The organism is Microbulbifer sp. YPW16 (genome assembly GCF_021290385.1).
Taxonomy (GTDB): Bacteria; Pseudomonadota; Gammaproteobacteria; order Pseudomonadales; family Cellvibrionaceae; genus Microbulbifer; species Microbulbifer zhoushanensis.
Genome location: NZ_CP089928.1, coordinates 3,946,456 through 3,968,059 on the forward strand (window position 1 = coordinate 3,946,456; position 21,604 = coordinate 3,968,059).

At 61.6% G+C, this 21,604-nt stretch carries 19 protein-coding genes; 3 read left to right on the top strand and 16 right to left on the bottom strand.

Going from position 1 to position 21,604, the window contains the following annotated elements; genetic code table 11:
* Positions 1 to 136 precede the first annotated feature (136 nt).
* From LVE68_RS17165 to LVE68_RS17180, 4 genes are all read right to left on the bottom strand, one after another.
* Positions 137 to 571 (bottom strand): hypothetical protein, encoded by a 435-nt coding sequence (locus LVE68_RS17165; protein ID WP_232941666.1) that lies wholly within the window; start codon positions 569 to 571, stop codon positions 137 to 139.
* 105 nt (positions 572 to 676) lie between these two features.
* The gene (locus LVE68_RS17170) at positions 677 to 1,594 is read right to left on the bottom strand and encodes an alpha/beta fold hydrolase (protein WP_232941667.1); all 918 of its coding nucleotides are present in this window, start codon (positions 1,592 to 1,594) and stop codon (positions 677 to 679) included.
* Between the two features lie 173 nt (positions 1,595 to 1,767).
* Positions 1,768 to 2,274, bottom strand: coding sequence for a PH domain-containing protein (locus LVE68_RS17175; RefSeq protein ID WP_232941668.1), 507 nt, complete (start codon positions 2,272 to 2,274; stop codon positions 1,768 to 1,770).
* Between the two features lies 1 nt (position 2,275).
* Entirely contained in the window at positions 2,276 to 2,716 is a 441-nt protein-coding gene (locus LVE68_RS17180) for an MAPEG family protein (RefSeq protein WP_232941669.1), read from the bottom strand.
* 218 nt (positions 2,717 to 2,934) lie between these two features.
* Between LVE68_RS17180 and LVE68_RS17185 the strand changes: the two genes are divergently transcribed.
* Positions 2,935 to 3,825 (top strand): patatin-like phospholipase family protein, encoded by an 891-nt coding sequence (locus tag LVE68_RS17185; protein ID WP_232941670.1) that lies wholly within the window; start codon positions 2,935 to 2,937, stop codon positions 3,823 to 3,825.
* On the opposite strand, the gene LVE68_RS17190 is transcribed toward LVE68_RS17185, so the two are convergent.
* The 9 genes from LVE68_RS17190 to LVE68_RS17230 form a co-directional block, all read right to left on the bottom strand.
* Entirely contained in the window at positions 3,798 to 4,370 is a 573-nt protein-coding gene (locus tag LVE68_RS17190; protein ID WP_232941671.1) for a DUF1415 domain-containing protein, read from the bottom strand. The genes LVE68_RS17185 and LVE68_RS17190 overlap by 28 nt on opposite strands.
* A gap of 5 nt (positions 4,371 to 4,375) precedes the next feature.
* Entirely contained in the window at positions 4,376 to 4,912 is a 537-nt protein-coding gene (locus LVE68_RS17195; protein ID WP_232941672.1) for a DUF2058 domain-containing protein, read from the bottom strand.
* 115 nt (positions 4,913 to 5,027) lie between these two features.
* Positions 5,028 to 6,629, bottom strand: a complete 1,602-nt coding sequence (locus LVE68_RS17200) for an AbgT family transporter (protein WP_232941673.1) — start codon at positions 6,627 to 6,629, stop codon at positions 5,028 to 5,030.
* A gap of 206 nt (positions 6,630 to 6,835) precedes the next feature.
* Positions 6,836 to 9,232, bottom strand: a complete 2,397-nt coding sequence (locus LVE68_RS17205; protein ID WP_232941674.1) for a mechanosensitive ion channel domain-containing protein — start codon at positions 9,230 to 9,232, stop codon at positions 6,836 to 6,838.
* 271 nt (positions 9,233 to 9,503) lie between these two features.
* Complete coding sequence (locus LVE68_RS17210; RefSeq protein WP_232941675.1) at positions 9,504 to 11,237, bottom strand: carbohydrate-binding module family 20 domain-containing protein; 1,734 nt, start codon at positions 11,235 to 11,237, stop codon at positions 9,504 to 9,506.
* Positions 11,238 to 11,698: 461 nt separating this feature from the next.
* Complete coding sequence (locus LVE68_RS17215) at positions 11,699 to 12,859, bottom strand: PaaI family thioesterase (RefSeq protein ID WP_232941676.1); 1,161 nt, start codon at positions 12,857 to 12,859, stop codon at positions 11,699 to 11,701.
* A 43-nt stretch (positions 12,860 to 12,902) separates the two neighbouring features.
* Positions 12,903 to 13,121, bottom strand: coding sequence for a TFIIB-type zinc ribbon-containing protein (locus LVE68_RS17220; RefSeq protein ID WP_232941677.1), 219 nt, complete (start codon positions 13,119 to 13,121; stop codon positions 12,903 to 12,905).
* Positions 13,122 to 13,303: 182 nt separating this feature from the next.
* Positions 13,304 to 13,681, bottom strand: a complete 378-nt coding sequence (locus LVE68_RS17225; protein ID WP_232941678.1) for a thiol-disulfide oxidoreductase DCC family protein — start codon at positions 13,679 to 13,681, stop codon at positions 13,304 to 13,306.
* Positions 13,682 to 13,713: 32 nt separating this feature from the next.
* Entirely contained in the window at positions 13,714 to 14,274 is a 561-nt protein-coding gene (locus LVE68_RS17230; RefSeq protein ID WP_232941679.1) for a sugar O-acetyltransferase, read from the bottom strand.
* A 156-nt stretch (positions 14,275 to 14,430) separates the two neighbouring features.
* On the opposite strand from LVE68_RS17230, the gene LVE68_RS17235 reads away from it, so the two are divergent.
* Positions 14,431 to 15,726 carry a Xaa-Pro dipeptidase gene (locus LVE68_RS17235; protein WP_232941680.1) on the top strand — a complete coding sequence of 432 codons (1,296 nt, stop codon included), beginning with the start codon at positions 14,431 to 14,433 and terminating at the stop codon, positions 15,724 to 15,726.
* Between the two features lie 32 nt (positions 15,727 to 15,758).
* On the opposite strand, the gene LVE68_RS17240 is transcribed toward LVE68_RS17235, so the two are convergent.
* Positions 15,759 to 17,090: an erythromycin esterase family protein gene (locus LVE68_RS17240; RefSeq protein WP_232941681.1), complete on the bottom strand. Its 1,332-nt coding sequence runs from the start codon at positions 17,088 to 17,090 to the stop codon at positions 15,759 to 15,761.
* A 156-nt stretch (positions 17,091 to 17,246) separates the two neighbouring features.
* Here LVE68_RS17240 and LVE68_RS17245 point away from each other — a divergent pair, with 156 nt between their 5' ends.
* Complete coding sequence (locus LVE68_RS17245; protein ID WP_232941682.1) at positions 17,247 to 18,047, top strand: crotonase/enoyl-CoA hydratase family protein; 801 nt, start codon at positions 17,247 to 17,249, stop codon at positions 18,045 to 18,047.
* Between the two features lie 61 nt (positions 18,048 to 18,108).
* On the opposite strand, the gene LVE68_RS17250 is transcribed toward LVE68_RS17245, so the two are convergent.
* Positions 18,109 to 19,899 carry an amidohydrolase gene (locus LVE68_RS17250; protein ID WP_232941683.1) on the bottom strand — a complete coding sequence of 597 codons (1,791 nt, stop codon included), beginning with the start codon at positions 19,897 to 19,899 and terminating at the stop codon, positions 18,109 to 18,111.
* A 166-nt stretch (positions 19,900 to 20,065) separates the two neighbouring features.
* Positions 20,066 to 21,559 (bottom strand): alpha/beta fold hydrolase, encoded by a 1,494-nt coding sequence (locus LVE68_RS17255; RefSeq protein WP_232941684.1) that lies wholly within the window; start codon positions 21,557 to 21,559, stop codon positions 20,066 to 20,068.
* Between the last annotated feature and the right edge of the window lie 45 nt (positions 21,560 to 21,604).

Consider the following 21,604-nt stretch of genomic DNA (forward strand, 5'->3'; position numbering starts at 1 on the left):
ACAGTGTCCCGGCCAGGAAGCCAAACAGCAATGAAACAAATGTATGCCAACGTGCCCCGCTACTGGCAGGGAAACAGGTCGGCCAGCAGGATTTGCAATGCATTCCGTTATGCCCGAGTGAAGCTATTCCCTCAGTCTAATTCATGTGCAGCGGCTGGTGATCTCCCAGCACATAGCGGACGAGATCCGCAGCATCCGTGAGCAGGCTGGCGCCCGCGATTACCAGGTAGATAAAGGCGTAAATGCGGAAAGGGCCGGAATATTCATCCCGCCAGAATTTTCCCAGCAGCCAGAAGTACACGGGTGTCCAGAAAAGCAGGTGCGTCACCCCGAGGAGCCGGACATAACCGACCCAGTCATAGAGCCAGTTCATGGTCACGGCGGAAGCCACAAACGCCGCCAGGATTGCCAGGGCTTCGGGCCTGGCAGTGACGCCGCCTGTCGGCTTTTTCTTCAGGACAAAGAAAACCGCTGCCAGGTTGGTCAGTATCATCACCCGGAACCACCAGCGCAGCCATTCGGCTTCTGTTGCCGCGGCAGCGATCAGGTCCGGGGGCATGGTTTCATTCATGGGCCGTTACCGTGGTGTTTACCGCAGTAAAGCACACTGGCTGCTATCGTGACCTGCCAAGGCGGTCAGGCGCCTGATCGGTTCCCGCCTGTCCCGGGCGGATTACTATCCCGGCGCTGTGGCGGTGGCGATTACCCGGCGTATGGCGGCAGCCAGCTCGCCGGGCACTTCCTCCTGGAGGAAGTGCCCGGCCTGTGTCTCGGTCACACGGGCATCGGGGAACAGCTCCAGGTTGCCGTGCAGGGCGCGACCGAGAATGGGATCGCGACAACCCCATACCAGCTCCACCGGGCCGCGGAAGTCCCGCGCCCAGCGGTCCACCAGTGCCAGCTGCGCGATTGTCGGGTGCTCGAGCCGGGTGGGCACCATGCGCGCCAGTGCCAGTGGCGCGGTCCGGTCGCGGAAGTGGCGGAGGGGATACCTGTAGGCGCGCATTTCCGCTGGCCCCAGGCTGGCGGGATTGCCCTGTACCTTCGGCAGCATGGGCATCGGGAAATTGAACAGGCGGAAGGCCAGGTCGGAGATCACCGGGCGGTTGGCAAAGCGGTGAAAGGGCGTCACCCGTGGTTGTTTCGTCGGCAGCCGCAGGGAGGTGTTGGCAAAAACCGCTCCGGCAATACGTTCCGGGTTCAGCGCCGCCGCCAGGCCGCTAACTGGCCCGCCCCAGTCCTGGCCGACGATTGTGATTTCCCGCAGGTCCAGTGCACGGATCAGTGCCGAGAGCTGGTGCCCGTGAAATTCCAGGGTGTGGATGGCTGGATCGCGGGGCTTGTCACTGAAGCCCATGCCGATCAGGTCAGGCGCGATCACCCGCACCGGCTGCTGCAGTAGTTCCTCAATCACCTTGCGCCACAGGAAACACCACATGGGATTGCCGTGCTGCATCAGCACCACAGGGCCGGAACCTTGATCGACAAAGTGCATGCGATAGCCACCGCTGCTGAACATGCGGCGGCGGTAGGGAAGTTGCTCCGCCAGCCAGGCGGGCAGGGGCGGCGCTTCCGAAAACGGGAACTGTTCCATCACCGGACTCCTCGGGGGCTCGTTGTCATTATTGTGCCGTCAGTGAGTCAAGCTAGCACGGTGCAGGCAACGGGGAATTGACCGAATCGACTCCAGCGATAGACAAACAGGAACGCTTCACGGGCGTCGGCCTGCAACCCCGTATTGGGCTCGAGGGTCCGCGAGCGCGCCGGTTATTGTCGGTCAATGCGCTCCTGCAGCAGCGCTACCAGCTTTTCCGGTCGGCCGGGGGTCACCACCAGGGTGCGCTCGGGAAAGCGCAATATCACCGCTTTTGCCTGGTCCGTGGCGAACGCCCGGTAGCGGCCGATGTGCTTGTTCTGGAACAGGCCGATGTAGCCGAACAGTCCGCCGTTGCCAAATATCCGGATAGAACCCTGCATGGCGCCGGGATCGGCAACCACCTGCTGCAGTCCGTCGAGCGGCAGGCGCGTTTTCCACAATGGGCGAATTACGTAGATGGCATCGCCTTTCAGGGTGAAGCCGCGGATGGCGAACAGTGTCGAGAGCGCCAGGATCGCCACCGGCAACCAGATGGAGACCCTGTAGAGGACGGGTGGGTCGGCCGGCGCCCGCGCCATCAGGATCAGTGGGATAGCCAGTAGCAACAGCACGGCGAGAGCGGTGAGCCATTTCAGCTGCCGGCTCCAGGGAGCATTGAATTGGTAGGGAATAGCCATTTCAGTCAATTGTTAGAGTCAGGGTAATCAGCGTCCGGATGGTAAGCGCAAACAGCACCAGCGTCGACAGGGTGAAAATCATAAAGCGCACCTCGATTTTGTTGATCAGGGCCTGGAACAGGCTGTGGGCGACTCGCAACCCGACATATCCCCAGGCAAGCCAGAGGTCGGCGCCGTTACCCTGTCCCAGTAATGCCTGGGTCAGGCAGATGGCGTAGAAGAGCGTCGGTTGCTCCATCAGGTGGTTGTAATTATCGGCCTTCCAGCGCACCCGGGCTGGCAGCCGGCCCATCAGTTCGGGCGGGGGGACAGTCGGGTCCAGGTCGATTCCCGCCCTCGAGATGGCGGGCAGGCGGGTCGCATACATCCACAGCCACATCAGCAGGGACCAGGCAACCAGGACCGTGACGGGGAAAAGGATCGGGCTGGCAATGACTGTCATAAAGATTCCTTATTGTTATGGCCTGCGTGACGCGAATAACCTTGTACCATAGGTGTCCCATTCCAGTGACCCCGACAATTCGTGCAGGTAGAAAAGCATGCCAGCTCGCCGGGGGATGATGGCCGCGGGGTCCGGATCTTCGCTGGTGTTACGCTGTGCGCAGATTGTACTATTGTGACTGTGTTTTATTTTTTGGTTTCAAGGCAGAGGGCGCTGAAGTGAGCAGCAAAGTCGGTAATCGTGCGCTGGTTGTTGAGGGTGGTGCGATGCGCGGGATTTTTGCCGCCGGCGTCCTCGACGCATTTATTGAGTCCGACTTCCTGCCCTACGACTTTGCCATCGGTGTGTCGGCGGGCTCCACCAACCTGATCGGTTACTTGGCGGGGGACCGGGGACGCAGCCGCAGGATCCTGCTCGACCACGCGCGGCGCTCGGACTTCATCAACTGGCGCCGCTACCTGAAAGGCGGCCACTTCTGCGATGTAAGCTGGCTCTGGCATGCGTCATTCGACGAGGTGCCGCTGAACGTCCAGCGCTACTACGACAATGCGATACCGCTCTACGCCGTGACTACCAACGTCAATACGGGCGAGGCCTGCTACCTGGAAGTATCGGCGGAGAATATGCACGAGGTGTTCCCTGCGTCCTGTGCCATCCCGTTTGTATACCGGGAATTCCCGCAGGTAAACGGTGAGCCCATGACCGATGGCGGCCTGGCCGATTCCATTCCCGTGATCCGGGCCTACGAGATGGGCGCAACCGATATCACCGTGGTGCTGTCGCGGCCACTCGGATATCGCAAGCGCCTGACGCCCGCCCCGCAAATGCTAAAGCAGGTATTTCACGAGCACTCGCGGCTGTTCGAGTCGGTTCTGGAGCGCGCCGGACGCTACAACCGGGCGCTGGAGTTTATCGTCAACCCGCCGCAGGGGTGCCGGGTGTCAGTTATCGCACCACCGGAGGACTTCCCGGTGAAGCGTTTTACCCGCGAACCCGACCTGCTGGAACAGGGCTACCAGATGGGGCGCCTGCAGGCGCTCCAGCACCTGGGGCTGGCCTCGGCGTGTTCGTCCGTGGGAGATCAGCGCGACGTCGGCGGATCGCGGTAGAAGAGGTAGGGGAACAGCCTGCGTTTCTGCTCCGGCGACAGCCCGCTGACCCTGCGGATATTCTGCTCGGGGATCGACTCCGGATCGGGATAGTTGGCCAGCACCCGCTCGATCGATTCTTCCCGGATCAGGTGCAGGATCGGGTAGGGGGCTCGATTGGTCAGGTTTTCTGCATCACCGGGGGCAGTGCCGGCGAACTGGTAATGGGGATGGAAAGTGGCCAGCTGGTAAATCCCGCTGTAGCCGTGCCGCTCGACCAGCCACTCTGCCAGGTCCAGGAACTGGTTGAAATCGGTAAACTCCTGCAAGTGGTGCGGGATGACCAGGAGGGTGGTCTCCAGCTCCGCGGGCGACAGGGAATCCAGCCGTTCCATTTCCGCCAGCAGCTCCTGCATCAGGGCCTCGTCGGTCTCCGCCGCGCTGACTGCAAAGCGGACCTGGCCCGCGCGCATGGGCCTGCGTGCGAAAGGGCAGAGGTTCAGGCCTACCACTACGTCGGCAAGCCATTTCTCCACTGCCGCGATCACCGCCTCGCGATCGTCCAAGCCGCTTACCACATCAGGTCGTCGGGGATCTGGAACTCCGCGTAGGGATCGTCCTCGTCCACGGCACTGCTGTCTTCCGGCGGCTGCACCACCGCATCCGGGTTACGCTCGGCAATCTTCTCGGCTATCACCCGCGGTACCAGCTCGAACTTGTCGTCCAGGCCGACGATCATCAGGCGCCCGGCAGCGAGGTGGTCGCGCGCCGCCTCGCTGACATGGATGGTCTTGATCTTGCGCTCAAAGGTGAAGTTGTAAGCCACGTCCTCGCGGCCACGGGGCTGGCGGTTGCCCGCCACCATCTGGCGGATCTGGGCGGCAATGGCCTTTTCGTGGGCGGCTGCTTCGCGCTCGGCATTCAGCGCCCGGTCACGGGCCGCTTTCTCGGCCCGGGCCTGTTCCGCCGCTGCCCGGGCCTCGTTTTCCACCTGCTGGCCGGACTTCTTGGCCACTTTCTGTTGCTTGCGCTTTTCCTTGCTGACCTGTTTCGCTTTCTTGCTGTCGACGAGGCCGGCCTTGAGTAACTGGTCCTGGAGAGAGCTCATGTGAATTCCGTGAGTGGTCCTGGGGATTTTCGGGGACTTTAAACTGATTCGGGCGCTAATGGCACCCTCTTGGGCGGCACCGCGCGGGTGCCACCCAGTGGATTTCTGGCTTGGCCTAGCTTGAATAGTAGGTCGCGGCGCCGGGACCGACCGGCAGGCCCAGTGCGAATACCCAGATAAAGAACAGCAGCGACCACCCCACGAAGAAGAAAATCGAGTAGGGGATCATGGTGGAGATCAGTGTACCGATACCCAGGTCCTTCTTGTAGCGGGTGGCAAACGACACGATCAGGCCGAAATAGCTCATCATCGGGGTGATGATATTGGTGACCGAGTCGCCGATCCGGTAGGCCGCCTGGATCACTTCCGGGGCATAGCCCAGCAACATCAGCATGGGCACGAAGATTGGTGCGGTGACCGCCCACTGGGCGGAGGCACTGCCCAGCATCAGGTTCACGAAGCCGCACATCATGATAAAGAACAGGAACAGCAGCGGGCCAGTCAGGCCAATACTTTGCAGGGTGTCGGCGCCCACCACGGCGAAGATGGTGCCCAGGTTGGTGACCTTGAAGAAGGCCACAAACTGGGCGGCGAAGAACACCAGGACGATGTACATGCCCATGGTCCCCATGCTCTTGGACATGGCGTTGATTACGTCACGGTCGTTGCGCATGGTGCCGGTGACGCGGCCGAAGACAAATCCGGGGATCGCAAAGAACACCACGATCAGCGCCACGATACCCTTCAGGAACGGGGAGCCGGCGACCGCACCGGTCTCAGGATCCCGCAGCACGCCCCACTCCGGCACAATGGACAGCGCGAACAGTGCGCAGACTGCCAGAACCGCCAGGCCCGCGTACTTGAGGCCGCGTTTCTCATCGGCGGTGAGCTCGCCCATCTTGTCCTGGGACAGGTCCACAGAGGCCTCGGAATCATCGTATTTACCCAGCTTGGGCTCGACGATGGCGATGGTCACCCAGCTGCCCACCAGGGTGATCAGCACGGTGCTGACCATCATGAAGAACCAGTTCACTTCCGGGCCCACGGCGTAGGTGGGGTCGATCATATGGGCGGCGGACTCGGTGATACCGGACAGCAGCGGATCCACGGTGCCGATCAGCAGGTTGGCGCTGTAGCCGCCGGATACACCGGCAAAGGCCGCGGCCAGGCCCGCCAGTGGGTGGCGCCCCAGGGAGTGGAAGATCATTGCCGCCAGCGGGATCAGCACCACATAGCCAAGCTCCGAGGCGGTGTTGGAGAGAATGCCGGCGAAGACCACAATCACGGTCACGGTGCGCCTGGAGGCCTGCATCACCAGGCCCCGCACTGCGGCGCTCAGCAGCCCGGAGTGCTCTGCCACACCCACACCCAGCAGGGCCACCAACACGGTGCCCAGCGGCGCAAAGCCGGTGAAGTTGGTCACCAGGCTGGTCACGATCATCCGCAACCCGTCCCCGGACAGCAGGTTGAACACCTCGATAATACCGTCCGGGTCCCGGCCAGCGGCACCCACCGGGCGCGGGTCCGGCACTGCCAGGCCGAACCAGGACGCGATACCGCTGATAAACACCACGCCCACGGCAAACAGGGCGAACAGGGTGATCGGGTGGGGCAGCAGGTTACCCAGCCACTCGACGGTATCGAGGAAGCGGGTGAACGCGGTCTTCTTTCCCGTGGCCTGGGAGCTTTCCGCACTGGGGGAAGTGGTTGAGGTCATGGCTGTTCTCTGGTTCTGTAAGAATTCTGTGTTAGTGCCAGCACCGGTTACCGGTTAAAAATTGGTCAAAATTTGTGCTAAAGCCGTCGATGATACACAAAACGGGGTCGCGGCTGAACGGCCGTGCTGAAATTCGCTGGGGGTGACCGGGATGTCATGCAGCGGAGCGGGCCGGCTGTAATGCCGGGGGCGCTGTGGACGCGGGTTTAGTCGGGCCGTGAGAGCAGTTGCACGGCAATGGGTGACCCAGAGTCCAGGTGAACATCCCGCTGGGGGAAGGCGATCTCGATATCGCGCCCGGCAAAGGCCTCCACGATGGTGTGGCGCAGGTCGGTGAGCACGGTGCGGAAATCCGGCTGCGCAGCCAGGTCGAGCCAGAAATAGATGCAGAAATTCAGCGCACTGTCCCCGAAGTCCTCGAATACCACCACCGGTTCCGGTACCTGCACCACCAGTGGGTGGTCGCGGGCAATGGACTCGAGCAGTTCCTGCACCTCGCGGGTGGGCGAGCCGTAGGCCACACCGACAGTGATGCTGGTCCGCATACGCTGGTCTGAAAGGGTGATATTGGTGACGGTGTTCTCCAGCAGCATACTGTTGGGGATCAGGATTTCCACACCATCGAACCGCCGGACCCGTGTGCAGCGGTCGCCGATCTTGTCCACGATCCCGCGCACTCCCTCGATCTCTATCTGGTCGCCGGCACGGATCGGCTTTTCCCCCAGCAGGATAAAGCCGCTGATCAGGTTATTGATCAGGTTCTGGGCCCCGAAGCCGATGCCGATGGCGATGGCGCCGCCGAGGAAGGCGAATACGGTCAGGGGGATCTTTACAGTGATCAGTGCCAGCGCGACTACCACCAGGACCAGCCCGATGCGCAGCAGCCGCTGCAGCAACAGCCGGTTCTGCCATTTGCCGGCCGAAAAGGGCAGGACGATACGGCTGATCAGCCTGGAGATCTGCGAGGCGAGTAGCAGGCCAATGGCCAGGATCAGTAATGCCTGTATTACCTTGCCCAGGGTAATCGGGCGCTGCTCGACAACGCGCTCACCGTCCACCACCAGCGTGTCTTCCACCGATGCCAGTTCATAGTCCCAGATGCGTAGGGCTTCCTGTAGCATCAGGTCCCACCAGCCGCGAATTTCCTCCACAGTGGTGGCGTTGCCGATACGGGTTTCCAGTTCCAGTTGCCAGAGTTGCAGGAAGTCCCGCAGCCGCCGGGCAGCAACCAGGGTGGTTTCCAGTTGCTGTGTGCGGTCTTCCAGGCTGGCCAGCAGGTCGTGCCGGGCAGGCTCCAGTGCGGACACGGAGAAACGCGGCTCGAGTGCGAAATCCTCAACTTCGGCCCGCGCCTGTTCTAGGCCGGAGATGCTGTCACCGATCACCTTCCCGAAGGTGGGCAATTCCTGCAACAGGGTTTTGGCCCGGGCCACCTGCCACTCCTGTTGCAGGCGGTATCGCTCCTCCCAGAGGTCCCGTCGCAGTTGCAGGTAAGTGATCTCCAGGTTGATGTCGTCGCCGGTGTTCCTGAGTACATTCATCTGCCGCTGGCGCAGCTCCAGTTCCGCTTCCTGTCCGGTCGGCTGCCCCGGGGTGGCGGAACCCGTCCCGTCTCCGGGCGGACCCGGTTCCGGGTCTTTCACCTGGTCGGTATTACCTGCTTCGCCGGGCTGCGCTGGCGGGTCGGCCCGGTAAGCGGGATCCGGGTGCAGGGATTCGATTCTCGCTGCCAGTTCCGCCTGGCGCGGGTCGAGAGCCTGGCGTTTCTCCCGTGCGTCCTGGAGTTGCGCAGCCAGCGTGGCTTTACGCTCCTCGAATTCACTTTCGCTGACGCGTGTATCGGCCAGGGCGGTCGCCAGTTTCTGCCGGATAAAGTCAGCCCTGGCCTGCTGGTAGGCGATACGTTCCTGCAGGTGTTTTTCCGCGGAGCGCAGGTAGGCCACGGTCTCGCCGTCGAATCGCAGTTCAAGTTGCGCCAGTTCATTATCGCGGCGAGCCTGCGCCCGCTTCGGGCCCGTAGGCGCGGCCTCGAGTGCCTCCATTGCCTGTCGTGCACTCCTCTCCGCGTCGCCATAGGCGTCGAACACGAGGTTTTTCCCGTATTCGATTGATGCCAGGCGGGTCTCCGCGGTTTGCCTGGCAGCGCGCGCAGCCTTTAACTGGTGAAACAGCTTGTCCGCCAGCGCTGCGGGGTAGGGACCCGGTTCGGGAAAGCCGGTCCAGTTGGCGATTTCGCGTCGCAGGTCCTCGCGCTCCTGCTGCAGGCTGGTTTCGTCCTCGATGATGCTCAGGTGCCGCCGCGCTGTCTGGACCCTTCCCGAGAGAAGACCTACCCGGCGCTCCAGTGGCGCGGTGTCCTGTCCTGACCCCTGCAGCGGCTCGAGGGTTTTCCTGGCTTCGCGCAGCTGGTCACTGGCTGACTGGAGGTTGTCCTCTACCCGGGCTCGCTCGGCCTCAATGTCTTCCAGTGGCGCCTGGGCCTCCGGCAATTGTGGTTCGGTCGCGGGCTCTGAACCGGGCAGTGAGAACTGCGCGAATGCGGGGGTGGGAAAGCAGGATATGACGATGCAGGGTACGACGATGGAGAGCCAATGCCTGATCAACCCGCCGGACTCTGCAATGGGATTGGGGGCGGGGAAATGCCGGCGCCAAAAACCGGTTCTCTGTCTGATGCCAATCCTCATCCCGGGGGTTCCAATCGTTGCGGGCCGATTTCCCAGTCCAGAGCATAGTCAAAGGCGCCTGGTTGTTTACGGGTGGGGGAGCCGCTGTTGATCCCTGCGTCGATATGGGTTGGCCGGGGAAGTGAGGAAAGAGGGGCACTGTGGGATGGCGGGCCCGGGGGCCCGCCTTTTTACTTCCAGCCTGTGAGAGTCAGAAGCCGGCCGACTGGCTGGAGTCGGATGTACCGGTATTGAAGCCATTGTTGGAGCCCGGTTGCCACTCGATTCCGGCGCCGGAATTATTTTCCTCGCGCTTGAGGCATTTCCACTCCACGTCGGTAGAGGCGGGCAATTCAATAGTGGCACTCCAGGTGGGATAAGCGGAGGCGTCCAGGACTCGCGCACCGGCCGGGTCCCAGTTGCCCAGTTCATCCTGGTTTCCTACCACGTAGACACTCTGGCCCCAGTAGGTGTAGCCGTTGGCGCAGCTGAATGACACATTTACCGGGCCACCGGCACTGCCGCCCGTAGAGCCACCACCGCCGGACTCGCCACCGGTGTTGCCACCGCAGTCGGGGCAGGGGACACCCACGCGGGCGCCCACGTGAATCGCAGAGGCGTTGCGGTAGTAAACGTTGAAGTTTGCATTGCCATTGCCGTCCACGGAAATAGTGGGGCCACTGCAGGTGCCGGCGTCGTAATCGAATTCGCCCTGGATGATGTCGCAGTAGGTGCCGGCGGGCATACCCGTCTGGAAGCTGCGGTTCAGGTCACTTCCTTCCATATTGATGGCCACGAAACCGAGCCCGCCGCGACCCCAGGCCAGCTGGTGGTTGCCGTTATCCCAGTAGTTGGTCACCCCGAAGTAATCGGCGGTATTGTTGCGGAAGGCCACCATATTGGCGATGGCACGATTGCGGTGTTCACACAGCCAGCCGTTGCTGCAGTCACCCGCGGCCGAGGCGGGAGGGCCCTGGTCATGGTCGCTCCAGTCGTAACTGGACATGACCTTCGGGTAACCATAGGGCCAGCCCAGCAGGAATACATGCGCCATATTATTGGCGTTGTTGCCGTCCTTGTGGGTGATCGTGTTATCGGTATTCTGCCGCTGGTTATCGTGGTTGGCCACGAAGGTGATGGCATCATCAGTGGGCAACCAGCCCTGCCAGTTGCCGATATTGCTGATTTCCTTCAGTGGCCCGCGCAGCTTGAAGTAATAGCCCATGGTATTGGTGAAGTTGAACTCCGTTACATCACCAACCCAGGTATAGTCACCGGCCTGTACCGGCTCGCCGGCCGCGCCGATCACTTCCTGGTAGATGTACGGGTCGCCATTGAGGCGTTGCACAATCGCATTGATATCCGCCGCAGGCATATGCTTTGCTGCGTCGATACGGAAACCTGCCACGCCCATCGAGATCAGGTCATTGAGGTAATCGGCAATTTTACCCTGGACGTAGGCGGATTCGGTCTTCAGGTCGTTCAGGCCCACCAGGTCACAATTCTGTATCGACCACTTGTTCGAATAGTCGATGTCGTCGGTGCAATTATGGAAATTATTGGGACCGTAGGGGACTTCGGGAAAGTTCCGGTCCCAGGCCGCCATATGGTTGATTACGGCATCGACATAGATGTCCACGCCAGCCGCGTTGCAACGGCTGACCATGTCGGCGAATTGCTGGCGGCTGCCGGAGCGACCCTCGATCGCGTAGCTTACCGGCTGGTAGCGGGTCCACCACTGGCTGCCGTTGATGGATTTCTGCGGCGGTGAAACCTGGACGGCTGAGAACCCCTTGGGGCCGAGGAAGTTTTCACATTCGGCAGCCACCTGGTCCCATTGCCATTCGAACAGGTGCACAAATGCTGTGCGGGGTACGGCGTGTGCTGTTGTGCTTGCCGTAGTGAGGGCCAGTGAAAGGAACATCATCGCACTGAAGTATCTCATCGGAGTACCTCGATTGGTTGGTTATTATAATGACTGTTTGCTTTTATCCGGGGAGGTCTCCTGCAGCAACCGGCTGAAGCCCCTGGGCTAAATCACACGGATACTGCGCTGCAGGTTTTCTCTTGCTACTGGTCCCCGGTGCTTGCTCCCGGAGCTTACCGGGTGAATACACAATCAAGGTTATGGCGGTGTCCCGAAACAGTGCATCAACCCTGTCGGGGGCGTAGTGCCGGGATGAGAATAAAACCATGCCACAGGGTTCATTTATGGAACCGGGAGCAAGCGTGTACTGCATGGGGGTTGGCCGATAGGTGGAGGGCATCTTCGAAGATTATTGATTTCGACCCGTCTTTCTACTGCTCAATAGGGAACGGGCGCGGGTTGTTGGCAAAAGAAATTTGACGAAGGGCGGGAGTCAATCGACAGTCATCACAGCGCCGGCAAGTTAACGGACCCTGATCTCACCTGGAGAAATTTCCGTGGTGCCCGGCACTGTGGTCGGCCTGGGCGATGATTTCCTCCGGGTCCCCGCCTTCGGCCAGGTCCCGGGCGGCTCCCTTGATGACCAGGGCCGAAGCAGTTGCCATGGCCACGCGCTTGCCATCGGCTGTATCAATATTGCAGGTAACCACCCGCAATTGCCGGCCGTAATGCCGGACCTGGGCAATACAGGTCAGGTCGCCACTGTTGATTTTTGCCGGCCGCGTGAAGCGGATATGCATATCCAGGGTGGCGAACAGGTCGCCGGCCGGCAGCGTGGAATAGATCGCGGCACCCATGGTGAAGTCTGCAGCCCAGGCCAGCATCCCGCCATATATCGCGAGGCTGCCATTGGAGAACCACTCCGAGGTGGGCAGTGTGCCGTGGAAGCAGCCTTCCTCCACTTCCCGGGGGCGGTAGCCGGTGAGTTGCCAGATTGGCTGTGTGCGGCCCTCGGCGATGGTCGCCTGCTGCAGTTCCAGTGGCTTGAGCTCGGCAAATTCCTTGAGGTCACATAGCTCTGCATCCGGTGGATCACGGCGATAGGGGTCGGGCGTATCGTCTGGCCCCAGGTCCGGCTCGGGCAGATCCTCGTCCGGGTCCACACTCAAATCGGTGATCATGCAGCGACTGCTGCCAAACGCCAGCAGGCGCCCGTCCTGGTCCGTGATCTCGACCATCGACAGCCCCACCTGCCGGCCGGAATGCACCGTTTCTGCGCGACCAACCAGATTCCTGGTGGCATTGGTAATCGGGCGCACAAAACTGATGGTCAGTTCCGAGGTGGAGAGTACCTTGCCGGCGGGGAGCGTGGTCCAGATGGCCGAGGCGAGGGGCGCGTCAGCCAGCAGTGCGCAGATGCCTCCCCAGTAGATGCCGCTGCCGTCCGCCAGCCAGGTGGTTACTGGCATGGAGAAAGTCGCCTTTCCCAGGGTGACCTCGGTGGGCTTCATTCCGGTCAGGCGCCAGATGGGCGGGCCCGGCAGTTCTCCCCGGACAAAACGGCGGAAGGTTTGCAGGCCCGATTGCTGCAGTGCGCGCAGGTCCCCAATAGCGCCGCGACGGGGCTCGTCGGGAACCGCCTGCCAGCCTGTCTCCGGCGATTCGCGGCCCTGTTGGTCCTGCGAGCGTGCCTTGCCCATCGTTACCGGGGTGCGGCGCGGGCGCCCAACACCTGTCCGATACTCAGAAGTCAAATAGCTCGGTGATCAGGTTGCGCTTCTGCTTGTGGGGCTCCTGCGGGTGACCCGCATCGCTGAGCCCGGCGGCATGGGACTTCTCGATGATCTTTTCGAGCTCGCCGTGATCGAGCCAGATTCCCCTGCAATTGGGACAGTAATCGATCTGCACGCCATTGCGATCCATGGCCATCAATCCGGACTCTTTACAGGATGGGCAGTTCATCTATTTCCTCCAGTATTTCTGGCGGCGTGACCCGAAACACGGCCACGCCCGTTCGGGGCCGCCGAAAACGGTGGTCTTCTTATATGAGCCTATACCAATCCGCGCGGGCCGGGGGCACTGACCGACAGTCGCCACAATTTGCGGGGAATCCGGGTTGATAATGTGGATTTAGCTGCCGTGATTCAGGCCTGCCAGTGATTCCTGGCGCGATTCCAGTGGTAGAGGAGCCGGGCAAAGCCGTTGTAGGAGAGGCCCAGTAACGGCCGGAGTAGGGGGAGGCTCGCTAGCCGGGCCTTCCACACCTCCCCGGGGGCGTTGCGCCAGATGGCGATAAACGCACCCAGCCCCACCTGCAGGTCGCCGTTTTCATCAATGACGTGCAACCGTTCGCGGACAAACTCCAGGTCGGCGCCAAGGTCCCTGACCCGGTCGTGGTCCAGGTGGACATCCTCCCAGTCCACCGGGCAGCCGGCCATGCGCCGCTTCTGGTGCCCGATGCCGGCACGGCAAACGGGGCAGGCGGAGTTGTAATAGACCCTGATGGTCGGCTTGTCTCTCATACCCTGTTGCTCCGGCCTTTCACTGTCATTATTCAGAGAGCATGGGGAATAGCCCGCGCGGGCACTCCGCCCACGACCGCATTGGCGGCGATATCCCGGGTGACCACTGCCCCCGAGGCGATTACAGCATTATCACCGATGGTAACGCCCGGATTGATAATGGCCCCGGCCCCAATCCACACATTGTCGCCGATGGTAACCGGCGCGCCGTACTCCAGCCCGGTTGCACGTTCCACAGGATCCCTCGGGTGGGTGGCGGTGAGGATACTGACCCTGGGGCCGCAAAGGCAATTTGCCCCGATGCGGACGCTGCAGACGTCCAGTATTACCAGCTCGAAGTTGGCAAAAAAGCCGTCGCCCAGGTGAATGTTGTAGCCATAGTCACACTGGAAAGACTGTTCGATCGTGCAGGCTTCGCCGCGGCTTCCCAGCAGCCGCGTCAACAGCTGGTTGCGCAGTACGTCGTGATGCGGTTCTGAATGGTTGTACTCCCAGCACAGCTGCCGGGCCAGAAGGCGCTCCTGCGCGAGTTCGGCATCGGAGGCCCGGTACAGCTCACCGCGGAGCATCTTTTCCTTTTCAGTAGTCGTCATCGCATTCCCTGTATCTGCGTGCCAACCCGCCATCCGGGCAGCTCATCGCAGCGGCTGGCATGGCCATGTTAAATAGGGTACAACCGGGTATCAGTTTTTGAGCCCCGGGGCGTAGTTCAGCTTCCCAATTGCTATCGGACCCGCACAGGAGAAGGAATGTACCGTAAAACCAACAACAGGAAATCCCTGATGGCCATCCTGGTGGGCGTCGGCAGTGCAATCCTGGCCCAGGCCTCGGTGGCGGTCACCTATATCAGTGCGGATCGCCTGATCGATGTGGAGACAGGAAAGGTTATTGAATCGCCGTTGGTTACTGTCGATGGCAACCGAATCGTGTCAGTCGAGGCCGATGTCCCGGCCCCGGAGGGAGCACTGGCGTTGGCTGGCATGACCCTGGTGCCGGGCCTGATGGATATGCATGTGCACCTGACAGGATCCTCGGACCAGCACGGTTACCGGCGCCTGGCAGTGACATCCGAGCGTGCGGCGATTACCGGGGTGAAGAGCGCGCGCGCTTCGCTCAAGGCCGGATTTACCACCATGCGCAACCTGGGCGCGTCCGGATACGCGGATATTGCGCTGCGCGATGCCATCAATGATGGCGATGTGCCCGGGCCGCGACTGTTTGTATCCGGCCCGGCCATCGGGATTACCGGGGGGCATTGTGACAACAACCTGTTGACCCACGAGTACGAGGCCCGCGGGCAGGGCGTCGCCGACGGTCCCTGGGCCGTGCGGGCAAAGGTGCGTGAAAACTTCAAGTATGGCGCTGACCTGATCAAGATGTGCGCCACCGGTGGCGTCATGTCCAGGAACACCGAACCCGGCGTCCAGCAGCTGGCGGAAGAGGAGATGCGGGCGGCTGTGGTCGAGGCCCACCGGCGCGGTGCCATTGTCGCGGCCCATGCCCACGGCACCGAGGGTATCAAGGCGGCCATCCGTGCCGGTGTGGATTCCATCGAGCACGCCAGTTTCCTCGACCGCGAGGCAATCCGGCTGGCGAAGAAAAACGACACCGTCCTGTCGATGGACATTTATGTCACTGAGTACATTCTCTCGGAGGGTGAGAAGGCCGGAATCATGCCCGAGAGCCTGGAGAAAGAACGCAAAGTCGGTGGGCGCCAGCGGGAGAGCTTCCGTGCAGCGGTGGATGCCGGGGTGAAGATGGTGTTCGGGTCCGATGCTTCCATCTATCCCCATGGCCAGAATGCACGCCAGTTCTCGCGCATGGTGGAATTCGGCATGACACCGTTACAGGCACTGCAGGCGGCAACCATCAATTCCGCCAGGCTGCTGGGGCAGGATACCCGGCTGGGCAGTATTCGCGCGGGTAAGCTGGCAGATATCGTCGCGGTGCCGGGTAATCTGCTGGAGGACATCAGCGTGATGGAGCGGGTCAGTTTTGTAATGAAGGACGGACAGGTATTCAGGAACGATAATCGCGATTTCTGACCTGTTATGCGAGGGCGAACCCGGGCCCTGGTTCAGGTGCCATAGGGCCAGGTTTCAGGCGGCTCCCGCTCCTGCCAGCCCTCGGTCATATCCAGAGGCTCCAGTGCCGTCGTTTCATCGAGGTGTATCACTGCATCGAACTGGTGCTGCAAGCGGGTGCGGAAATAGTGGCTCTGGCGCTCGGTTTCGGGCCGGTAGATGACGCCGATGGCCCGTTCCAGTAACGGATGGCCGAGGGTATCCGGAGGCAGTGAAGCCATGTCGAGGTAAAACCGTTTCCGGTCGGCCCGGTGGAACAGTTCCTCGACACTCCCATCCAGTGCCGGTCGCACCCAGCGATGCTCCACCGGCTGGTCCCAGTCGGTGGCCGCTGTCACATGGCCGGTGTAGGTAGTGAACCCCAGCAGCAGCGCGTCGTCACCCAGTTTCTCGCGAACCAGCTGGCCGACGTTTACCTCTTCGTGTAGCGCTGCGTCGGTTGCGCGGGCGTCGCCCAGGTGCGAATTGTGGGCCCAGACCGCAATCCGCGCCTGGCGATCGCGCTGCTGGCTGAGGTGCTGGCGCAGGTCCAGCAGGGTGTCCACCATATGCCGGTCACGCAGGTTCCAGGTGTTTACGCCGGAGAAGAACATGCCCCGGTAATAGGCCTCGGCATGGTGTACCACCCGCGCGTTGCGCTCGGCGTAAAAGAGCTCATCCTCCCCATACAGCCCGCTCCGCTGCAGCCACTGGCTATGCGCCTGCAGCATTTCCAGCAACTGCTCGACGGCCGCTTTCTGGCAGGATTCACTCAGCCCCATGGCCGCCTGGTAACCATAACGCTGCGGATCTCCATGCCGGTCCAGGCAGGCATAGCGCTGTCGCGCTCGCTCTGCTGCGGAAGGGTCAACCTTTTCCAGGTAACCGATTACGGCGTCGGCAGAGCGATACATGCTGTACAGGTCCATGCCGTAGACACCCACCCGGTCTGCCGGGGCACGTGTACTGTTCCACTCACGCAGCCAGTGCACGAATGATTCCATCACGGTGTTGCGCCACATCCACAGCGGAAAACGCTCGAAGTCGCCGAGGGCGGCGCGGGCATTCGCGTCGCCATCCAGCCCCCGGACAAAGCGGTTGATGCGGTAAACATCCGGCCAGTCACCCTCCAGCACAATTGCGTCGAGGCCCTGTTCCTCGACCAGGGACCGGGTGATCTCCGCGCGCATCGAGTAGAAGTCGTGGGTGCCATGGCTGGCCTCACCCAGCAGTATGACACTGCGATCGGCGGCCCTGCGCAGCAGAGGATCGAGATCGGTATCGTTGCCTGCCAGCGGCTCGGATACCCTGTTTACCTGCTCGAGTATATTCCCAGCATTGTTCATGGCTATGGTCGCGGCGCAACCGGGCCGCACTCTAAAAGGTTTGTTACCGGGGGATTGTAGGCTCCCCCCCGCGGCGTCACAGCGCTGGTCTGGGACGTATATCCCGGCCTCCGGGCGGTATAAGATGGACCGGGAGTCAGTACTCGAGGAGGGAGCATGAAGGGAGAAAAGTCCGCTGGAGCCCCGGTCAGCACCAGTGTCGATGGCGATATATTCATTATCACTATCTGTCGCCCGGAGAAGCGCAATGCGGTGGACAGGAAAACAGCCACCGCATTGCGCGACGCGTTTGTGCGTTTTGCCGCTGATGAGCGGCTGCGTGTCGCAGTACTGACCGGCAGTGGTGACAACTTCTGTTCCGGCGCGGATCTGTCGGCAATGGCCGACCCGGAAAGTCGCAATGAAATCGAGCCCGGGGGCACTGGCCCGGGCCCCATGGGACCCACGCGCATGCAGTTTGACAAGCCGGTGATCGCTGCGGTTCGCGGTTATGCGGTGGCTGGTGGCCTTGAACTGGCGTTGATGTGTGACCTGCGCGTGGTCGGGAGGTCCGCGATTTTCGGGGTATTCTGTCGCCGCTGGGGCGTGCCCCTGATTGACGGTGGTACCGTGCGGCTGCCGCGAGTGGTCGGCCATGGCCGGGCCATGGATATGATTCTCACCGGTCGCCCGGTCGGTGCCGACGAGGCACTGCAGGCGGGGCTGGCCAACCGGGTGGTCGAAGACGACCAGGTGCTGGTGACGGCACTGGAACTGGCCGGGGACATTGCGCGCTTTCCCCAGCGATGCCTGCGAGCGGACCGCGACTCCGCCTACCGGCAATGGGACCTGACACTGGAAGAGGCCCTGGCCAATGAGGGACGTGGGGGGTATCCGGTGGTGTCCGAGGAGGCGATCAGCGGAGCAGGTCGGTTTACTGCGGGCGCGGGCCGGCACGGGGAGTTCGGCCAGGACTGATCCGGATCCCCGCTCAAGCCGGGTGTCGCTCCTCTGCTTGCCCGACAGTCATTCCGGGGGTTCAGTCAAACAGCATCGACCATCCCGCTTGCAGTAACAGGCTTGCCTTGCGCCAGCTCCAGCGGGGTGGATCGACACGCTCTCCGCCAATATAGGTGGCTGTGACCTGCACCCGATCCCACTGTTGCGGCGACACCTCCAGGAGGTTTTCCGACAGCACGGTAAAGTCTGCCAGCTTGCCCACCTCGATACTGCCCCGCGACTGCTCCTGGTGGATCTGCCAGGCCGCATTGATGGTCAGCGCACGAATTGCATCGTCTGCGCTGATACGCTCGCGTTTCCCGAAAATGTTTTTCTCCCCTCGACTCTCGCGCAGTACGGCAGTCCGCATGGCGCGGATGGGCCCCAGCGGCGAGGAGGGGGAATCTGTATGGATGGTAAACCGGTGGCCTGCGCGCGCTGCGGAGCCGGCTGGCATAAACCGGTTCGCGCGCTCGGGGCCGACGATCAATTCTTGCAAGGTGTCGCCGTAGTAGTAAATATGGTCCATATAGAAGCTGGGGGTAACGCCGAGTTGTGCCGCCCGTTGCAGCTGCACGGGAGTAATCAGGGCACCATGCTCGATCCGGTGGCGGTGGTCTTCCCGCGGAAATTGCCGTTGGGCTGCGTCCACTGCATCGAGGAACTGATCGATTGCCCGCTCGCCCTGGGCGTGTGCGGAGATCTGCCAGCCCTGCCGGTGGTAGCGTAGTACCAGGGCTTGCAGTTGTTCATTGTTAAAGGTCAGGTGCCCGCGACTGCCGGCCTCGATTCCCAGCCGTTGCCGGGTAAATTCATTATCGAGATAGGGGGCGTCCACAGCCATGCCGCCGGCATAGGGTGAGCCGTCAATCCAGAGTTTGGGCCCACGCACCTCGAACGACAGGTTACCCGAACCGGGGGCGATGCCGGATTCATCCAGCTGGTCAAACAATGGGTAGGTGTAGGTCCGCACCGGGGCGCCGGGGTGGCTGGCGACAGACTTCAGGGCGCGGATATGCTCCGGGATTATCGGTTGCAGCCCCGGGGCGACAATGGTGGTGTAGCCGTGGGCCGCATAAGTCTCCAGCTGGTTGGTCAGCAGGTAGAGGTAGGCGGGCAGGGGGTACCCGGGGGTGGAGCCGGTGAACTTTGCCATCGCGCCCACCTCCACTACCAACCCGGTCAGCTCGCCATTCGCGTTGCGCTCGAAGTGGCCGCCGTCCGGGTCGGGACTGTTCCTGTCGATACCGGCTTCCGCGAAGGCGCGGCTGTTGGCAAAACCCGAATGTAATGTCTGGGCGATGATAAACAGCGGGTTATCCGGTGCCAGCAGGTCCAGTTCGGCCAGGGTTGGAGGCTCCAGGTCCCGCAGGAGTGCCGGGTCCCAGCCATAGGCCAGCACCCATTCGCCGGGGTCTTTCCCGGCAATGCGCCGCTTCAGCGTGTCCAGCACATCTTCGCGACTGCGATGGGTGAAGCCGGAGATATCGATGACTTCCCCCATCATGGCCGACAGGATCGGGTGGGTATGGATATCGATAAAACCGGGCATCAGCACCTGGCCATGGAGGTCGACCATTTCTGTCCCCGGGCCGCGCATATCGAGCACCGCATTGTCTGTTCCCACCGCCAGGACCTTCCCATTCAGCACTGCCACGGCCTCGGCAAGGGGCTGGCGCGGGTCCATGGTGACAATGGAGCCACCGTGGAAGATCCGGTCAGCCGTGAGTGGGGTGGCGTTGGCGATGGAAGTAGCCAGGAAGCACAGGAATAACAGGATTCGTCCCTGCGTGGGTCGCGGGGTTGGAAGTTGCTTAAGGGCAGGCCCCATTATTGTTATCCGCAAATCTATAGAAGGCTCAGCCGGTGAGTCTACCAACAAACCTGGTTGGGTCTACGCTTCAGAGAAAACATGGCCGATTTTCACCAGTGCGGTTTGCGCCTGGCTGTATTGAAGCCACTGCATGAGCCTCCGGGAGTAAACGCTCCCCGCAACATCACTCCCGTAGCGTCTTTGGCCCGAGTTCCGGTAAAGGAATGACAATCCGGTCGCCCTGCGCAGGCTCTCCCGCCATAAAGCGGTTGATTGCAAGCTGGATCTGCTCGGAAGACATAAACAGGTTGTGACCGGCATTCTCGACGGTAATGGCGGTCAAGTTTTCCAGGCCAGATACTGCAGCGCGCTGTTCATTGATATCGGTGCGACCATCCAGGGTCCCGCTGAAAAGGAGTACAGGCACTTTGCTCCGGGGCGCCTGGCGAAATTCGTCTCCCAGGTCAAGCTCCGGGGCAAGCCCCTGCAAATGATAGGAAAAGTTCAGGTAGTCGTGCAGAAGGGAGTGTTTTGCTTCGCGGGCAACCACCCGGGAGCGGTCTTTGCCAATACCCGAGGCTATATCCATTGCAGTGGGCATGGCGTTCAGTGAGATTGGCTCGCCGGGATGGAGTATCGCGTCCGGGAAGTAACGGCGTGGCACCGAGTCAAATGCCGGTTGCTCTCCCTGGTCCAGGGCGCGATAGAAATCGAGTAATCGTGCGGCGCTGCGGGGATCCGCGATAAAGCTTGAGGCGATCAGTTGCATATCCCGCCGTTCAAGCAGGTAATCCACTGTGGTGCCATTGTCTTTAGTGAGCTGCATTGGCACCGGGTTGAGGTCGAGCTTCCCATGAACCCGCTCTATCAGTCCCTTGATATCGGGGTAGGCGGCCCTGGCCCGAGGTTGTGAGTCTACAGCTGCCTGCAGTCTGTCGAGGTAACCAGCGGTACTGGAGGGGAGCTTGACAGTCTGGTCCAGTCCCTCGGCACTGGACAGGACAATACGTGCAATCCGGTTTTCCATTTCCCCCAGCGCAGCCAGGGCCAGGTGACTGCCGTATGATGTGCCCCACAGCACAACCGCTTCCGCACCCAGATGCGCCCTGAGCGCATCGAGGTCGCGGGCACTTTCCCGGGTATTGTAACCGGCAAGGTCGATACCCCTGTCCTGCCAGAACTTCATGCACTCGCGCACAGCCTCGCGGTACCTCTCGATATATTCACGGTCAGAGACTGCGCCGGAGGCGGGGTATCTTTGTCCGGAGTGGCATTCCGGCAGGATGCTGGACTGGCCTGTGCCACGCTGGTCCAGGGCGATGACGTCGCCAAACTGGCGCAGGGCCATAAACATCCCGAACCGGTAATTGACTGCCATGATGCCGGAGCCGCCGGGGCCACCTGCAAGGTAGATAATGGGTGGTCCCGAGCTTTCACCGGTTGCCGGAAAACGAACATAACGGAGGGGGATCATACGGCTGTCAGGCCGCTGGCGGTTCTCAGGTACCTTGATCTCCCCCCGGTACCCACTGGCGGTCTGCTTGCTCCAGGTCTCGAATACAAAGGCTTCTTCACTGGCAGTTGACACTGCGTGCGTTGAGTAGGTGCCGCAAAGCAGAGCTGCTGGAATTGATAATAACTTAAGCTTGAAGGTGAGGCGTTCTCTCAATCGAATCATTATCATTCCCTTTCTTCAGGCCCTGCCGACCCGTTCCCTTGTGTA

What these genes read in the sequence shown, in the direction of transcription:
- LVE68_RS17165 (WP_232941666.1), bottom strand. Translation starts at nt 571, where the DNA reads ATGAATGAAACCATGCCCCCGGACCTGATCGCTGCCGCGGCAACAGAA.
- LVE68_RS17170 (WP_232941667.1), bottom strand. Translation starts at nt 1,594, where the DNA reads ATGGAACAGTTCCCGTTTTCGGAAGCGCCGCCCCTGCCCGCCTGGCTG.
- LVE68_RS17175 (WP_232941668.1), bottom strand. Translation starts at nt 2,274, where the DNA reads ATGGCTATTCCCTACCAATTCAATGCTCCCTGGAGCCGGCAGCTGAAA.
- LVE68_RS17180 (WP_232941669.1), bottom strand. Translation starts at nt 2,716, where the DNA reads ATGACAGTCATTGCCAGCCCGATCCTTTTCCCCGTCACGGTCCTGGTT.
- LVE68_RS17195 (WP_232941672.1), bottom strand. Translation starts at nt 4,912, where the DNA reads ATGAGCTCTCTCCAGGACCAGTTACTCAAGGCCGGCCTCGTCGACAGC.
- LVE68_RS17200 (WP_232941673.1), bottom strand. Translation starts at nt 6,629, where the DNA reads ATGACCTCAACCACTTCCCCCAGTGCGGAAAGCTCCCAGGCCACGGGA.
- LVE68_RS17210 (WP_232941675.1), bottom strand. Translation starts at nt 11,237, where the DNA reads ATGAGATACTTCAGTGCGATGATGTTCCTTTCACTGGCCCTCACTACG.
- LVE68_RS17215 (WP_232941676.1), bottom strand. Translation starts at nt 12,859, where the DNA reads ATGGGCAAGGCACGCTCGCAGGACCAACAGGGCCGCGAATCGCCGGAG.
- LVE68_RS17220 (WP_232941677.1), bottom strand. Translation starts at nt 13,121, where the DNA reads ATGAACTGCCCATCCTGTAAAGAGTCCGGATTGATGGCCATGGATCGC.
- LVE68_RS17225 (WP_232941678.1), bottom strand. Translation starts at nt 13,681, where the DNA reads ATGAGAGACAAGCCGACCATCAGGGTCTATTACAACTCCGCCTGCCCC.
- LVE68_RS17230 (WP_232941679.1), bottom strand. Translation starts at nt 14,274, where the DNA reads ATGACGACTACTGAAAAGGAAAAGATGCTCCGCGGTGAGCTGTACCGG.
- LVE68_RS17235 (WP_232941680.1), top strand. Translation starts at nt 14,431, where the DNA reads ATGTACCGTAAAACCAACAACAGGAAATCCCTGATGGCCATCCTGGTG.
- LVE68_RS17240 (WP_232941681.1), bottom strand. Translation starts at nt 17,090, where the DNA reads ATGAACAATGCTGGGAATATACTCGAGCAGGTAAACAGGGTATCCGAG.
- LVE68_RS17245 (WP_232941682.1), top strand. Translation starts at nt 17,247, where the DNA reads ATGAAGGGAGAAAAGTCCGCTGGAGCCCCGGTCAGCACCAGTGTCGAT.
- LVE68_RS17250 (WP_232941683.1), bottom strand. Translation starts at nt 19,899, where the DNA reads ATGGGGCCTGCCCTTAAGCAACTTCCAACCCCGCGACCCACGCAGGGA.
- LVE68_RS17255 (WP_232941684.1), bottom strand. Translation starts at nt 21,559, where the DNA reads ATGATTCGATTGAGAGAACGCCTCACCTTCAAGCTTAAGTTATTATCA.